The sequence below is a fragment of the Cupriavidus lacunae genome (genome assembly GCF_003353055.1).
Taxonomy (GTDB): Bacteria; Pseudomonadota; Gammaproteobacteria; order Burkholderiales; family Burkholderiaceae; genus Cupriavidus; species Cupriavidus lacunae.
In genome coordinates, this window is the sequence record NZ_QKWJ01000063.1 from 1 (window position 1) to 14,142 (window position 14,142).

11 protein-coding genes and 1 pseudogene are annotated in these 14,142 nt (G+C 62.6%); 5 read left to right on the forward strand and 7 right to left on the reverse strand.

All coding sequences use genetic code 11. From position 1 onward, the window contains the following. Positions 1 to 118: 118 nt before the first annotated feature. Positions 119 to 445, forward strand: a pseudogene (locus DN412_RS31415) (zinc-binding dehydrogenase); the annotation flags it as partial. A gap of 263 nt (positions 446 to 708) precedes the next feature. On the opposite strand, the gene DN412_RS31420 reads toward DN412_RS31415, so the two are convergent. Then, complete coding sequence (locus DN412_RS31420; RefSeq protein WP_115215142.1) at positions 709 to 2,055, reverse strand: MFS transporter; 1,347 nt, start codon at positions 2,053 to 2,055, stop codon at positions 709 to 711. 299 nt (positions 2,056 to 2,354) lie between these two features. Here DN412_RS31420 and DN412_RS31425 point away from each other — a divergent pair, with 299 nt between their 5' ends. The 4 genes from DN412_RS31425 (at position 2,355) to DN412_RS31440 (ending at position 8,056) form a co-directional block, all read left to right on the forward strand. Then, the gene (locus DN412_RS31425; RefSeq protein ID WP_208647692.1) at positions 2,355 to 3,392 is read left to right on the forward strand and encodes a LacI family DNA-binding transcriptional regulator; all 1,038 of its coding nucleotides are present in this window, start codon (positions 2,355 to 2,357) and stop codon (positions 3,390 to 3,392) included. A gap of 203 nt (positions 3,393 to 3,595) precedes the next feature. Next, the gene (locus DN412_RS31430; protein WP_115215144.1) at positions 3,596 to 5,377 is read left to right on the forward strand and encodes an IlvD/Edd family dehydratase; all 1,782 of its coding nucleotides are present in this window, start codon (positions 3,596 to 3,598) and stop codon (positions 5,375 to 5,377) included. Positions 5,378 to 5,409: 32 nt separating this feature from the next. Next, entirely contained in the window at positions 5,410 to 6,591 is a 1,182-nt protein-coding gene (locus tag DN412_RS31435; protein WP_115215145.1) for a fumarylacetoacetate hydrolase family protein, read from the forward strand. Between the two features lie 22 nt (positions 6,592 to 6,613). Next, complete coding sequence (locus DN412_RS31440; protein WP_115215146.1) at positions 6,614 to 8,056, forward strand: aldehyde dehydrogenase family protein; 1,443 nt, start codon at positions 6,614 to 6,616, stop codon at positions 8,054 to 8,056. A 131-nt stretch (positions 8,057 to 8,187) separates the two neighbouring features. Here DN412_RS31440 and DN412_RS31445 read toward each other — a convergent pair whose 3' ends face one another. From DN412_RS31445 to DN412_RS31470, 6 genes are read right to left on the reverse strand one after another with little or no spacing between them, the layout of a single operon-like run. Next, a complete protein-coding gene (locus tag DN412_RS31445; RefSeq protein ID WP_115215147.1) occupies positions 8,188 to 9,174 on the reverse strand; it encodes a fumarylacetoacetate hydrolase family protein in 987 nt (328 codons plus the stop codon). After that, entirely contained in the window at positions 9,171 to 9,944 is a 774-nt protein-coding gene (locus DN412_RS31450; RefSeq protein ID WP_115215148.1) for an HpcH/HpaI aldolase family protein, read from the reverse strand. The genes DN412_RS31445 and DN412_RS31450 overlap by 4 nt, the downstream gene beginning before the upstream one ends. Then, positions 9,941 to 10,846, reverse strand: coding sequence for a VOC family protein (locus DN412_RS31455; RefSeq protein WP_115215149.1), 906 nt, complete (start codon positions 10,844 to 10,846; stop codon positions 9,941 to 9,943). Before DN412_RS31455 ends, DN412_RS31450 begins: the two co-directional genes overlap by 4 nt. A 14-nt stretch (positions 10,847 to 10,860) precedes the next feature. Continuing rightward, the gene (locus tag DN412_RS43140; protein WP_133303111.1) at positions 10,861 to 11,709 is read right to left on the reverse strand and encodes a cupin domain-containing protein; all 849 of its coding nucleotides are present in this window, start codon (positions 11,707 to 11,709) and stop codon (positions 10,861 to 10,863) included. Continuing rightward, positions 11,706 to 12,692 carry a Bug family tripartite tricarboxylate transporter substrate binding protein gene (locus DN412_RS31465; protein ID WP_244222849.1) on the reverse strand — a complete coding sequence of 329 codons (987 nt, stop codon included), beginning with the start codon at positions 12,690 to 12,692 and terminating at the stop codon, positions 11,706 to 11,708. Before DN412_RS31465 ends, DN412_RS43140 begins: the two co-directional genes overlap by 4 nt. Before the next feature lie 27 nt (positions 12,693 to 12,719). After that, complete coding sequence (locus DN412_RS31470) at positions 12,720 to 13,985, reverse strand: Rieske 2Fe-2S domain-containing protein (RefSeq protein ID WP_115215152.1); 1,266 nt, start codon at positions 13,983 to 13,985, stop codon at positions 12,720 to 12,722. Positions 13,986 to 14,142: the final 157 nt, after the last annotated feature.

The following is a 14,142-nucleotide window of genomic DNA, read 5'->3' on the forward strand; positions in this document are numbered from 1 at the left end:
ATGAGTTGCATACCGTCGCCCGCAACAAGCTCAAAAGCGCTCAACACCGGCCTTCGATCATCGCCGCGTGCTGGGTTCAGGCAACGTTGTGGTGATGTCATGATTTACGGAAAGATCAATAGAACGAAATGTGCTGTCGCTGGCCAATGGCGGCCGGCTGGTGCAGGTCGGCCTGCTTGGCGGCGCGGAGGGGGCTAATCTGCCGCTGGAGCGGCTGCTTTACGGCCATCTGCAGATCATCGGCACGGTGATGAAATCGCGTACGCCGGAGGTCAAGCGGCAGATGGTGGCGCGCTTCGCGGAGCGCTGGCTGCCGGGCTTTACTGAGAGCGGACTGGTGCCGGTGGTGGACAGCGTGTACCCGCTGGCCCAGGCCGCCGATGCGCACCGGCGCATGGAGTCGAACCAAAGCGTGGGCAAGATAATCCTGTCGACCGGGGCATAGCGGAATCACTACATTGCCGGCAGGCGGAATACGACGGTGGATTTGATCCGCCCTGACCTAGCTCAGGCCACCTGGCCAACTCGCTCTTGCGCACCGGCTCAAGCGTGGTTTCCCTGGCCTGCCCGCGCGCCCGCAGTCGACGCGAGCGCGTGCCTATCTTGCAAGCAATCGTTGCTTCCAAGCTGGTCGAGCGGCAGTTGTGGGTGAAGAAGGCAATCAGGTAGCGGTGGGCCGAGGTCCCTTCCCGGCCAGCTTGAGTCGACCTACTGCTCGGCCGGAGGGTTGAGAATACCGCGCGGGATCAGCGCGATCAGCACGCAGCTCACCAGCAGGCAGGCACCCAGCGCATAGGTGCCGTTGTTGATGTTGCCGGTCATTTCCTTGGCGATGCCGGTAATCATCGAGCCCGTGAAGCCGGACAGGTTACCCACCGAGTTGATCAGTGCAATGCCGGCGGCCGCAGCCGTGCCGGACAGGATCTGCCCCGGGAAGGTCCAGTAGATCGGCATCAGCGCCAGGATGCCGCAGGTGGCGATGGTCAGGAACAAGATCGACAGCGCCACGTTCTGCGCGCACGCCGCGCTCAGGATCAGGCAGACGCCCCCAATGAGCGCGGGAATGGCCGCGTGCAGGCGGCGCTCGCCGGTCTTGCGCGAGTGCGATGCGTTCCACACCATCGCAAAGATCGCCGTCAGGTACGGAATGGCGGTGAGCAGGCCGATATGCAGCGGGCTCTGCACGCCCGACGCGCGAATGATCGACGGCAGCCAGAAGGCCAGGCCGTAGAAGCCGGTATTGAACGTGAGCAGGATGAAGGTCAGCAGCCAGACGCGCGGGCTGCGCAGCGCGGCGCCGACACTGTGCGACTTGTGCGCGGCCTCGCGTTCGAGGTTGCGCGACAGCAGCGCCTTTTCCTGTGCAGACAGCCACTTCGCCGACTGCGGGCCATCGCCGAGGAAGGCCAGCACGATGAACGCCACCACGATCGACGGCAGGCCTTCGAGCAGCAGCATCCATTGCCAGCCGCTCATGCCGGACAGGCCGTGCGTCTGCTCCATCAGCCAGCCGGAAACCACGCTGCCCAGCGTCAGGCTCAGCGGGATCGCCACCAGGAAGCCCGACATGGCCACGCTCTGGCGGCGCGCCGGGAACCAGTAGTTCATGTACAGGATGACGCCTGGGAAGAAGCCCGCTTCGCACAGCCCAAGCAGGAAGCGCAGCGTGTAGAACATGGTCGACGTCTGCATGTGGAAGAACTGCGCGAGCGGCACGATGAAAGCCATCGACGACGACACGATGCCCCACGTGATCATGATCCGTGCGATCCAGAAGCGCGCGCCGTAGCGGTGCAGCAGCAGATTGCTGGGCATCTCGAACAGGAAATAGCCCCAGAAGAAAATGCTGGCGCCGAGGGCATAGACGCTGTCGCTGAGGCTTAGGTCATCGAGCATTTGCAGCTTGGCGAATCCCACGTTGACGCGGTCCAGGTAAGCCACGACGTAGCACAGCAGCAGCAATGGCAGGATGCGCCGCATGACCTTGCGGTAGAGGGCGTCTTCGGACGAGTCGGTCGCGGCCGGCACGGCTGCGGTCTGCGTGATGGATGACATCGGGTTGTCTCCTGATTGTGTAGGTCTTCTTCGTACCGGCGGGCTCGCGGATGCTCTCCAATGTTACCGATAACATTTCGCGGCCAAAAAAATCCGCCGGCGGGCGACGGGGCAACCGGCGTTCTGATACCGGTAACTGACCTGAAGGTAGCATGCCGCGCCATGCGAGTTCAAGTCTCGGCGAACAAGGGATTTCCCTAATGCAGGCGATGATGAACCGGACGCGCGGCGACCGGCCTGCACGATGCGCCGCACCGGTATGATGTCGCCTTTACAGGCTTCTCCCGATCGCGATTCCGATGCCCAGCCCCACCGCCGTCCGGCCTGCCGGACCGCCCCGCATGTCCGATGTAGCCCGCCTGGCCGGCGTATCGAAGATGACGGTGTCGCGCGTGCTTGCCGGCCACAGCGTGGCCGTCGAGACGCGCGAACGGGTCTGCAAGGCCATCGACCAGCTCGGCTATGTGGCCGACGCCGCCGCGGGCGCCCTGTCGTCGGGCCGCTCCGAGTTCGTCGCGGTCCTGGTGCCATCGCTGTCGAGTTCAAACTTCTCGGACACGGTGCGCGGCCTGACCGATGCGCTCGAACCACATGGCCTGCAACTGCTGCTCGGCGACACCGACTACGACCTGGAGCGCGAAGAACGCCTGGTGCGCTCCATGCTGCGCCACCAGCCGCGCTGCATCGCGCTGACGGGTGCGCAGCACACCGATGCGACGCGCAAGGTGCTGGAGCGCTCCGCTATTCCCGTGGTCGAGATGTGGGACCTGCCAACGCATCCCATCGACACGGCCGTGGGCTTCTCCAACGTGCGCGCCGCGCGGGCGATGGTGCGGCATCTTGCCGGGCGCGGCTACCAGCGCATCGGCTTTCTCGGCGGCGCCAGCGCACTGGACCGGCGCGGCCTGGACCGCCTCAAGGGGTATCAGGCGGAGATCAAGGCACTCGGGCTGGGTGAGCCCCGCGTCGTGCGGCTCGGCGAATCCCCCATCACCATGAGCCACGGCGGTCCCGCCATGGCGGCGCTGCTGGAGAAATGGCCGGACACCGACGCGGTGATGTGCGTGAGCGACATGTCGGCATTCGGCGCGATCATGGAATGCCACCGGCGCGGCCTGTCCGTGCCGGGCGACATGGCGGTGGCCGGCTTCGGGAACTTCGAAGTTGCGACATGGTGCTACCCGGCCATCACCACCGTATCGGTCGACGCCTATGGCATCGGCCTGCGCACAGGCGAAGCCTTGCTGGCGGCGCTGCAAGCGCGTGACAGCGGCGGACAGATCGAGTCGCAAAGCATCCGCATCGACTACACGATCGTCGCACGGGAAAGCGCCTGATGGGCTGAAGATGGGCTGGTGGACCCGTGCGAGAACGGGCGCGTCTCAATGTGCGACGCGCGCGACTTCGCGAAAGCTTCCCGCCTCTTACATGCAAAATCTCCTTTCGCAATGTAAAACGTCCGTGCTAACATCCGCGAATGTTACCGGTAACTACCCGACAGACAAACCGAGCAAGACATCCCATCCGGAGATAGCCCCACATGTCAAAAACCCCTCGCCGCCTGCGCAGCCAGGAATGGTTCGACGACCCCGCGCATGCGGACATGACCGCGCTCTATGTCGAGCGCTTCATGAACTACGGGCTGACGCGTGAAGAGCTGCAGTCGGGCCGTCCCATCATCGGCATCGCGCAGACCGGCAGCGACCTGGCACCGTGCAACCGCCACCACATCGAACTGGCCGAGCGCACCAAGGCAGGCATCCGCGACGCGGGCGGGATTCCGATGGAATTCCCCGTGCATCCGCTGGCCGAACAGAGCCGCCGGCCCACGGCCGCGCTCGACCGCAACCTTGCCTATCTGGGGCTGGTGGAAGTGCTGCATGGTTTTCCGCTGGATGGCGTGATCCTGACCACCGGCTGCGACAAGACCACCCCCGCCTGCCTGATGGCCGCCGCCACCGTGGATATGCCCGCCATCGTGCTGTCGGGCGGCCCGATGCTCGACGGCTGGCACGAGGGCAAGCGCGTCGGTTCCGGCACGGTGATCTGGCACGCCCGCAACCTGCTGGCTGCCGGCGATATCGACTACGAAGGCTTCATGAAGCTGACTACGGCATCGTCGCCGTCGATCGGTCACTGCAACACCATGGGCACTGCACTGTCGATGAACAGCCTGGCCGAGGCACTGGGCATGTCGCTGCCGGGGTGCGCGAGCATTCCGGCAGCTTACCGCGAGCGCGGCCAGATGGCTTATGCCACGGGCAAGCGCGCCGTCGAACTCGTGCAAGAGGACCTGCGGCCGTCGAAGATCATGACGCGCGCGGCGTTCGAGAATGCCATCGTGGTGGCCTCCGCACTCGGCGCGTCGAGCAACTGCCCGCCGCACCTGATCGCCATTGCGCGCCACATGGGCGTGGAACTGAGCCTGGACGACTGGCAGCGCTTTGGTGAATCCGTGCCGCTGCTCGTCAACTGCATGCCCGCCGGTGAATATCTCGGCGAAAGCTTCCACCGTGCCGGCGGCGTGCCGGCGGTGCTGCGCCAGCTCGATGCGGCCGGCCTGCTGCGGCGCGACTGCCTGACGGTGTCCGGCCGTGCGATCGGCGAGATCGCCGACACCGCGCAGGACGCCGACCGCGACGTGATCCGCACGCCCGAAGCGCCGCTCAAGCACGGCGCCGGCTTCATCGTGCTGTCGGGCAATTTCTTCGACAGCGCCATCATGAAGATGTCGGTGGTAGGCGAGGCGTTCCGCCAGACCTACCTTGCCGAGCCCGGCGCGGAGAATACCTTCGAGGCACGCGCCATCGTCTTCGACGGCCCGGAGGACTACCACGCCCGCATCAACGACCCCCGCCTGGAGATCGACGAACGCTGCATCCTGGTGATCCGCGGCTGCGGCACGGTGGGCTACCCGGGCAGTTCGGAAGTCGTCAACATGGCGCCGCCCGCCGAACTGGTGAAGCGTGGCGTGACGTCGCTGCCATGCATGGGCGACGGACGCCAGAGCGGCACATCGGCCAGCCCGTCGATCCTGAACATGTCGCCTGAAGCCGCCGTCGGAGGCGGCCTGGCCCTACTGCGCACGAACGACCGCATCCGCGTGGACCTGAACCGCCGCAGCGTGAACGTGCTCGTAGACGAAGACGAACTCATGCGCCGCCGCGAGACCGCAAGCTTTACCGTACCTCAGGCGCAGACGCCCTGGCAGGAACTCTACAGGCAGCTCGTTGGCCAGTTGTCCACCGGCGGCTGCCTGGAACCGGCCACGCTGTACCTGAAGGTGATCGAGCAGCGCGGCAACCCGCGCCATTCGCACTGACCTCACCGCCCCCGACATTTGCCGAGCTGACCATGCGTACTCTCTCCGTTTCCGACTGCCTGCCGCACGACCTTGCGCGGGCCCTGCTGATCGGCCGCGTCTGGCGGCACGATGGCGCCCACGCGGGCCCGAGCGTCGTCGCCGTGCGCGGCGGCGAGGTGTTCGACATCACGCGCACCGTGCCGACCACCGCCGACCTGTTCGACCGCCTCGACGCCGCCGAGATCGCCCGCACTGCCCCCGGCGAATCGCTGGGCCGCGTCGAGCCGCTGCTGCAGGCGGCGCTCGACGGCAAGCCCGGTTCGACGCACCTGCTCGCCCCGTGCGACGTACAGGCCATCAAGGCCTGTGGCGTCACCTTCGCGGTGAGCCTGATCGAACGCGTCATCGAAGAACAGGCCGGCGGCGATCCCGCCAAAGCGTGGGACGTGCGCGAAACCATTGCCGCGACCATCGGCACCGACCTGTCGAAAATCGTTCCCGGTTCGGAAGCCGCCATGCGCCTGAAGGCGGAACTTGAGCGCCGCGGCGCGTGGTCGCAGTACATGGAAGTCGGCATCGGCCCCGATGCCGAGGTCTTCTCCAAGTCGCAGCCGATGTCCGCCGTGGGCTTTGGTGCAGATGTGGGCCTGCTCCCAGTGTCGGTGTGGAACAACCCGGAACCGGAGATCGTGCTGGCGGTCAGCAGCAATGGCACACCCGTAGGCGCCACGCTCGGCAACGACGTGAACCTGCGCGATATCGAAGGCCGCTCGGCACTGCTGCTCGGCAAGTGCAAGGACAACAACGGTTCGTGCGCGATCGGCCCCTTCGTGCGGCTCTTCGACGACGGCTTCACGCTCGATAGCGTGCGGCAGGCCAGCGTGTCGCTGCGCGTGGAAGGCGCGGATGACGACTTCGTCCTCGACGGCATCAGCCACATGCGCGAGATCAGCCGCGATCCGATCGACCTCATCGCGCAGACCTGCGGCCCGCATCACCAGTACCCGGACGGCTTCATGCTGTTCCTGGGCACGATGTTCTCCCCGATCCAGGACCGCGACGCACCCGGCGCTGGCTTCACCCACCACCTGGGCGACCGCGTCACCATCTCCACGCCCACGCTCGGCGCGCTCGTCAACACCGTGCGGCTTTGCACCGAGATCACGCCGTGGACCTTCGGCGTACGTGCCCTCTACGCAAACCTGGCCGCGCGTGGCCTGCTTAATGCCTGACGCCCCGACACCCAGCAAGAACATGAAGACATTCGCCAACTACATCGACGGACAGTGGATCGAAGGCAAGACCACTGCGCCCAACGTCAACCCGTCCAACCTGGACGACGTGATCGGCCAGTTCGCCGAAGCCGATGCCGATGACGCACAGCGTGCGATCGCCGCCGCACGCAAGGCGTTCGGACCATGGTCGGTGTCGACCCCGCAGCAACGCTTCGACGTGCTCGACCAGGCCGGCACGACCATCCTGGCGCGCAAGGCCGAATTGGGACGCCTGCTCGCGCGTGAGGAGGGCAAGACGCTGCCCGAGGCCATCGGCGAAGTCGCGCGCGCCGGCCAGATCTTCAAGTTCTTTGCCGGCGAGGCCCTGCGCCTGGGCGGCGAGATCCTGCCGTCCGTGCGCCCCGGGCTGACCGTCGAGGTCACGCGCGAGCCGCTCGGCGTGATCGGCCTCATCACGCCATGGAACTTCCCGATCGCGATTCCCGCGTGGAAGATCGCGCCCGCGCTGGCGTACGGCAACTGCGTGGTGTTCAAGCCCGCCGAACTGGTCCCTGGCAGCGCGTGGGAACTTGTCAATATCCTGGTCGAATCCGGCCTGCCGCAGGGTGTCCTCAACCTGGTGATGGGACGCGGCGCGGTGGTCGGCGAAGCCATGGTCGCGTCGCCCGACGTGGACGCCATCAGCTTCACGGGTTCCGTCGCCACCGGCAGCGCGATCGCCGCGCGCTGTGTGGCGTCGGGCAAGAAATTCCAGCTTGAGATGGGCGGCAAGAACCCGATGGTCGTGCTCGACGATGCCGACCTCGACGTGGCCGTCGAAGCCTGCATCAACGGCGCGTTCTATTCGACCGGCCAGCGCTGCACGGCATCGAGCCGCCTGATCGTCACCGAGGGCATCCATGACCGCTTTGTCGAGGCCATGTGTAACCGGCTGGCCGCGCTGCGCATCGGCGACGCGCTGTCGGCGGATACCCAGATCGGCCCCGTGGTCGATGCGCGCCAGCTCGAACAGGATGAGCGCTACATCGCCATCGCGCGCGAAGAAGGCGGTACCGTCATCGGTGGCGAACGCCTGGAACGCGCCACGCCGGGCTTCTTCCTGGCGCCGGCACTAGTGACGGGCACGACGGCGGACATGCGCATCAACCGCGAGGAAGTGTTCGGTCCCGTGGCCTCCGTGATCCGCGTCAAGGACTACGATGAAGCGCTGGCCGTGGCCAATGACACACCGTTCGGGCTGTCAGCGGGCATCTGCACGACATCGCTGAAGTACGCCACGCACTTCCGCCGCCACGTGCAGGCGGGCATGGTGATGGTCAACACTGCCACCGCGGGTGTCGATTACCACGTGCCGTTCGGCGGCCGCAAGGGTTCCAGCTATGGGCCGCGCGAACAGGGCAGCTATGCGCGCGAGTTCTACACCACGGTGAAGACCGCCTACATCCACGCCGGGCAGGTGTAAGCGCCCGCATTGACGACGATCATGAGCGTGCTGGCCCAGGCCGCGATCGTGGCGGGCTTCGCGTCAGGCAGCGAATGAGCAAGAGTCGGACAGACGACGCTCATTTCGCTCACGCCGTGGATCGAGCGGCTTCACTGCGCCGAAGCGGTTGAACTTCCCGGCGTGGTCTGGAGTACCCGATTGCGCAACACACCCAGCCCTTGTACCTCCAGCTCGACGACATCGCCGTTTTCCAGAAACCGGCCGATTTCCAGTCCACAACCATTCCCTACAGTGCCGCTGCCCAAGAATTCGCCGACATGCAGCGTCTCAGAGGCCGAGACGTGCTCGATCATTGCGTCGAACCGGTGCTGCATAGCGCTGGAGTGGCCGCGGCCACGCTCCTCGCCATTGACACGCACCACCATCTCCAGCGCGTAAGGATCAGGCAATTCATCGGGTGTGACGATCCATGGTCCAATTGCGTTGCCCTTGTCGAAGTCCTTCCCTTTGGCAGGTCCAAGCAGGCCGGGCATCTCCCGGAGCTGAGCGTCGCGTGCACTGAAATCGTTATAAATGCTATAGCCGAAAATGTGCCGTGAAGCCCGACTGCGAGGGATGTCGCGACCGGAGACGCCGATGAACACCCCAAATTCGAGCTCATAGTCCATCAGGTTCGAATAAGCGGGCCACTGAACATCGGTGTCAGTCCCGATCACCGAGAACCGATTGCCCTTGTAGTACAGTGGCTGCTCGTACCACACTTGGGGCAACGGACCTGCGTTTGGGCCGCCTGAATTGCCGGTCATATTAAGACGTGATACCGTTTCTCCGCATTGCAGCAGATGCTTTTCAAAAACCGAGAAGTCTCGCAATTGCGTTGGCACTGGCACCGGAGCTTGCAGGCGAACCGAGGACACGGGATACATGGCTTCGGCAACCTGGTGCTCGAGAACTTTGCGCGCCATGTCTAGGCCCCGTTCGCCCGCGCGCATCAGAGCCAGCATGTCAAAAAAGCCTGTATATGGGGCGCCATACATGTGACCAAATGCTTTGGCGAGATCAATGACCTGTTTGGTATCCGGGCTCAATACGCCAATTCGGCTACCATCCGCGCCTTCAAATGTAACCAGCTTCATGCAGTCTCTCCGCCTTTGAGTTGCTGGCCAACAGCGCATGCGGCCTTGCCAAACATCATGGCGTCATTGCTGACCATGACGAATTTGAAGCCGCGTTCGGCAGCCTTCAGCGCCGCTGCGGCATCCTGGGCCGCGGCACCGCACGGCAAGCTTCGCCTGGCACATCCCGCAAGCAAACGGTCGACTAGAGACTGCAACTCCGGATGGCTGGCCGGCAGACCACTGGTCAACTGAAGGTCGCCCATGCCGAGGAAGGCGGCGTTCAGGCCAGGCACGTCAAGCACCCCCTCGACATCCTCGAGCACCTGGCGGTCTTCGAGTTGCACGCAGCGCAGAACCTCCTCACTGCCCGTGCGCAAATAGTCGCTCAAAGGCATCATCCCCCAGCGACCTGCTCGCGAAGTGATGCCCAGGCCTCGTTGTCCCACCGGGCTGAATACCATTCGACCGATCGCGCGCTCGGCTTCGGCGCGATTGCGCACACGCGGCACCATCAAGCCGTCCGCGCCGCTGTCGAGCAGCCTCTGGTAGTCGTTGGTGTCCTGGTCGGGGATGCGCACCAGGGCCGACATGCCAAGCGCTTGAGAGTGGGCTATCAAGCGGTACACGGACTCAAGGCTCAGAGGCGCGTGCTCGGTATCGATGGCGACGAAGTCAAAGCCGGCACGCGCCAGCAGTTCCAAGGTCTCCAGCGTCGGCAACTTGACCCACGTACCGAACAAGCAGCGCTCGGCATTCTTCAGACGCTGAACAAAACTCTCGTGAATCATGAGCGATCTTTTGTAAGGATGGGCTTTCGATGCCCCCAGGCCAGACCATCGCGTTTGAACTTGTCAGCTTCCCAGGTCGATTCGTTGATGAAACGCGTGCCGCAGGCCAATTCGAAGTCGAAACCCTCAGGAGTGAGAACGTAGATCGAAACCACGCCGTCCAGAGGGTGCGATCCCAGATCCCGGCTGAGTGGGATGCCCGCGTTGAGCAATCGATCGCGCACCACCCCGAGATGGTCCAGACTGGCGATATCTGCCATCACATGCACTGTTCCAGTTGGGCGTTGCGACATCTGGGCAAAGGCATAACTGTGATGACGCGGATTGCACCTCAAGAAGTAAACGCGTGTGTGACCCTCCATCCAGGCTGCATCGCTGAGCCTGAAGCCCATGGCATTCAGGTAAAACTTCAGCGTGGCCGATGCATCGGCTACGTTCATCGTCACATGGCCGTTGCCGTATTGACCCGACTCGAAGGACGTGCCAAGCGGGGAGCGAAAGGGCTTGCGCAGCGCGGAGTTGGGCCCCCAATAGACTTCGATGCATAGGCCATCGGGACCAAGCACCGCGAACATGTCCTCCACCTTGCGGGCATTCTTCTCATCGCGCGACACCTCTATGAATTGCCCGCCATTCGCATTCAGGCGTTTTCGTACTGACTCCATCGCAGAAGCACTTGCGACTTCCCAGCCTACCGTTTGCACGCCAGGCTCGCCCGACGTCACTAACGCGAAGCGGTACTCCCGCTCGGCATCTGTGCGCAATTGCAACTCGCCCGAGGGTGCATCAGTCACTATGTCGAAACCGACCAGCTCGGCAAAACATTGCCACCACTCACGATCCTTGATGCCGAGCCGCATGTAGCCAAGCTGGAGAATTTCATTGTCGCGTTGGACCTCCATTGCAGTTCCCCAAATCAGGCCGGATAGTCGGCTTCATTGCAGACCCACCCTGGTTTCTCAACAAAATCGGGGCGCGGCGGCGAAAAAATGTCCACCAGTTGCACCCAGCCTTCGCCGACGTCCTGCGTCGTATGCACCGACTGTGCCGGAATGACGATGAGCGATGGACTACTCACCGCGTGGTGCCCATCGACACGCCATTTCGACATGTCAGTGGCCCACGGATAGCGCAGGTGATGGATGAAGTTCCCCTGCAAAGCGAGGGATGCCTGATCAAAATCATCATGCGCATGTGGAGTCATCTTGCGAGTGTCGCGTCGGAAGTCGCGTGGCACAAAGGCGTTGATGAGCATGTTCGTCGAGCGAAAAGGACGTGCCGGACTGTCTGGCTTTTTATATTGATCCAGTGCGTAATGCCGCAGCCGGAACCCGCCGGGAGGGGCCGGTGGCGCCTCGTCAGCCTCATCCGCGGGGTGGTCCGCAGCATTAACCGCCGTTGCCATCAAGTCGACTGCCCGATGGGAGAAGATGCGCGTGACATATCCATTGTTATGAAAGGTCACGCCACTGGCACCTGGCGGTACTACGGTAAGCGTGTCGCCCTCACCATCAGTCGTCACACTATCGTTACCCGCCTGTATGGTGGCCTGGACCCCTTTGGGGACTAGCAACATGTATTCGTCCGGGTTGTCGCCGCGGTCGAGGCGACAGTTCGCCACAACGCTCGAGATGGCCACCACGAATGTACGGCCGCGTGTTAACCACGTCGCGCAGCCATCCGGACTGGTAAGTTGGGCAGGGCTGTCATATGGGGTACAAATGCTGGCGTTTGGGATCTGCATGTTCATGGTGGAAAATTTCAATCAGGTTTGAAGCCGGAAGCCTTGATAATGGGCGCCCACTGCTTCATTTCTGCTTCTAACAGGAGAGCAACATCGGAGGCACTGCGATAGGTTGGCTGTACGTTGAGGCGTGTCATCATCGCGCGCTGTACATCCGGCATCTCCAACACCTTCTTGACCGCGTTTTGCATGCGTTCGATTTTTGCCCTCGGTGTCCGGGCCGGAGCCCAAATGCCTTGCCATCCTTCGCTGACCATCAGCTTGTAGCCCTGCTCGTTGATCGTGGGGATGTCCGGGATCAGAGGCGAGCGCGCGGCACTGAAAATCCCGATCACACGGATGCTGCCCGCCCGGTGAAACTTCAGCATGTCATCCATCAGACCAACCGCTGCCGGCAATTGCCCTCCTACCAGATCCGTCACCATTGGCGTTGCACCTTTGTATGGCACGGCATTCATAGCAACACCGATGCTCTGTCCCAAAGCCTCGCCAAGGAAATGAGTTTGCCCCCCGAGTCCAGTGGTTCCGAACGTGGCCTGCGCGGGATGCTCCCTCAGCCATCTTATGAATTCAGGCAAGGTTTTGACACCTAACGAACTCGGCACAGCCAGTCCCAGCGGATAAGAGGAGATTCCCACCACCGGGGCAAAGTCGTGCTTATAGTTCCACCTGATCTGCTTGCCAAACACAAGAGTCTGGAAGGTAAGAACCGCGTTGTTTGCCACCATGAACGTATCGCCGTCCGGAGTTGCCGAGACCAGGGCATCGGCAGCAATTCGTCCGCCTGCGCCAGCCCTGTTCTCCACAATCACGGTCTGGCCTAGCACGTCACGCAGTTTTTCGGCGATTAGCCGCGCCACCATATCGGTGCCACCACCTGCTGAAAACCCGACAAGAAAGCGGATAGCGTTCTTGTCCGCCGCCGCCGGCTGCGCGTGTGCCAATTGCGCCATCGCGAGGGCTATTCCCGATAGCAGAATATGGCGGCGCGTTATGATTTTCATTGATTGTCTCCTCAGACTCATGTGTGGTCAGCTTTGACTTGCCAGGATACCTAGAAGGCTGCGGTCATCCAGCAAGGACTGCCAGTTCTTATCCTGCGGGAACACGCCACCGAACGAGACGATATTCTTGTATTGAAGGTCCGGATTCCGCGCCAGGCGGGGCTCTTTGCCGGCCATGAACTCCTTGACTGACTTGAGAATTTGCTGACGTACACGTACGACGGCCATGTCGGACGAACACAGGTTTTCCTTGGTGCGATCCAGCCGTGGGCCCTGGCTCAGGAAAATCGCGAAGTCCTCCGTGGCAAAATGCTGGGGGAAGCCTGAGAAATAGCCGCGCTTCATCACGCTGCGGTTTTGCCCCCAGTTATTGTTTTCGTCACCGGGCGGCAGCGGGGGAAAGTTCATGACGTCCGGAGAAATCGTAAATTGCGTAATCCCCAGTGGGGCGTGCAGGTTGAAATGCACAAACCAGGCGCGGTGAGTGTTGTCGTCCACCGGAACTGACAAAAACACGGTGGACGGTCCGTATTGCTCCGGTGCGGTGATGATCCCGTACCAGGGCATCACGAAATTATTGACACGAGCATACTGGTTGCCGTCAGGCAGGGTTCGCACTGCGGCATAGCGAAAGCCGTAGGGACTGTCCTCGAACTCGAACTTCGGCTTGGAACTCTTGCTGAGGTTGGCGCGTTCGTTGTTGCCGCTGACCAGTGCCACGAAACTCTGATGCAGCGCGCCTGCATGGGTGGTATCCATCGTGGCCTCCACGCCTTGCACCCAGTTGGAGGGCACCAGAACCGACGTCACAAAGCGATGAGACTCAGGCAGGTAGGTGAACGGGAAATCCGGGAACACCGGTGCCTCGCCCTGCCCAAACCAACCCCAAACCATACCGCCTGCTTCACGCGCTTGATAGCGCGGTGATTTGATTGATTTACAAAACTCCTTTTCATCACCACCGTGGTTAGGAGCTTCGACCAGTCTGTTACCATCGACGCTGAACTTCCAGCCATGAAAGATGCAACGCAACCCGTCGTGTTCATTCATTGCCAGAGCCATGGACGCCCCACGATGCGGACACATCTCATCCACGATGCCGACCGTCCCATTGCCTGCGCGATAGGTCACATACTGGATCCCCATCAGTTTGGTCCGAAGCGGTGCGCCGCCGGCTTCCAGCGCAGCCGAGGGAACAACAGGAATCCAGTAATGCTGCCGCAGCATCTCCCCGAGCGGAGCGCCGTTATCGGTGCAAGTCAGAAGGTCGTTGTCTTCCTTGGAAATCGCCATCTCTGTTCTCTCTGTTTCAGCGGTTAAGGCAATGATTCGGCAAATGCTGTAGTACTTCAATCGGCGTAGACCTTCTTTCCGCGTGCCGGAATTTGGGCTCCGCGATGGGATTCCGCTGCGCGGAATTTTGACGCGAACTGCTGGTCAAGGACCCGCA

What these genes read in the sequence shown, in the direction of transcription:
- DN412_RS31420 (WP_115215142.1), bottom strand. Translation starts at nt 2,055, where the DNA reads ATGTCATCCATCACGCAGACCGCAGCCGTGCCGGCCGCGACCGACTCG.
- DN412_RS31425 (WP_208647692.1), top strand. Translation starts at nt 2,355, where the DNA reads ATGCCCAGCCCCACCGCCGTCCGGCCTGCCGGACCGCCCCGCATGTCC.
- DN412_RS31430 (WP_115215144.1), top strand. Translation starts at nt 3,596, where the DNA reads ATGTCAAAAACCCCTCGCCGCCTGCGCAGCCAGGAATGGTTCGACGAC.
- DN412_RS31435 (WP_115215145.1), top strand. Translation starts at nt 5,410, where the DNA reads ATGCGTACTCTCTCCGTTTCCGACTGCCTGCCGCACGACCTTGCGCGG.
- DN412_RS31440 (WP_115215146.1), top strand. Translation starts at nt 6,614, where the DNA reads ATGAAGACATTCGCCAACTACATCGACGGACAGTGGATCGAAGGCAAG.
- DN412_RS31445 (WP_115215147.1), bottom strand. Translation starts at nt 9,174, where the DNA reads ATGAAGCTGGTTACATTTGAAGGCGCGGATGGTAGCCGAATTGGCGTA.
- DN412_RS31450 (WP_115215148.1), bottom strand. Translation starts at nt 9,944, where the DNA reads ATGATTCACGAGAGTTTTGTTCAGCGTCTGAAGAATGCCGAGCGCTGC.
- DN412_RS31455 (WP_115215149.1), bottom strand. Translation starts at nt 10,846, where the DNA reads ATGGAGGTCCAACGCGACAATGAAATTCTCCAGCTTGGCTACATGCGG.
- DN412_RS31465 (WP_244222849.1), bottom strand. Translation starts at nt 12,692, where the DNA reads ATGAAAATCATAACGCGCCGCCATATTCTGCTATCGGGAATAGCCCTC.
- DN412_RS31470 (WP_115215152.1), bottom strand. Translation starts at nt 13,985, where the DNA reads ATGGCGATTTCCAAGGAAGACAACGACCTTCTGACTTGCACCGATAAC.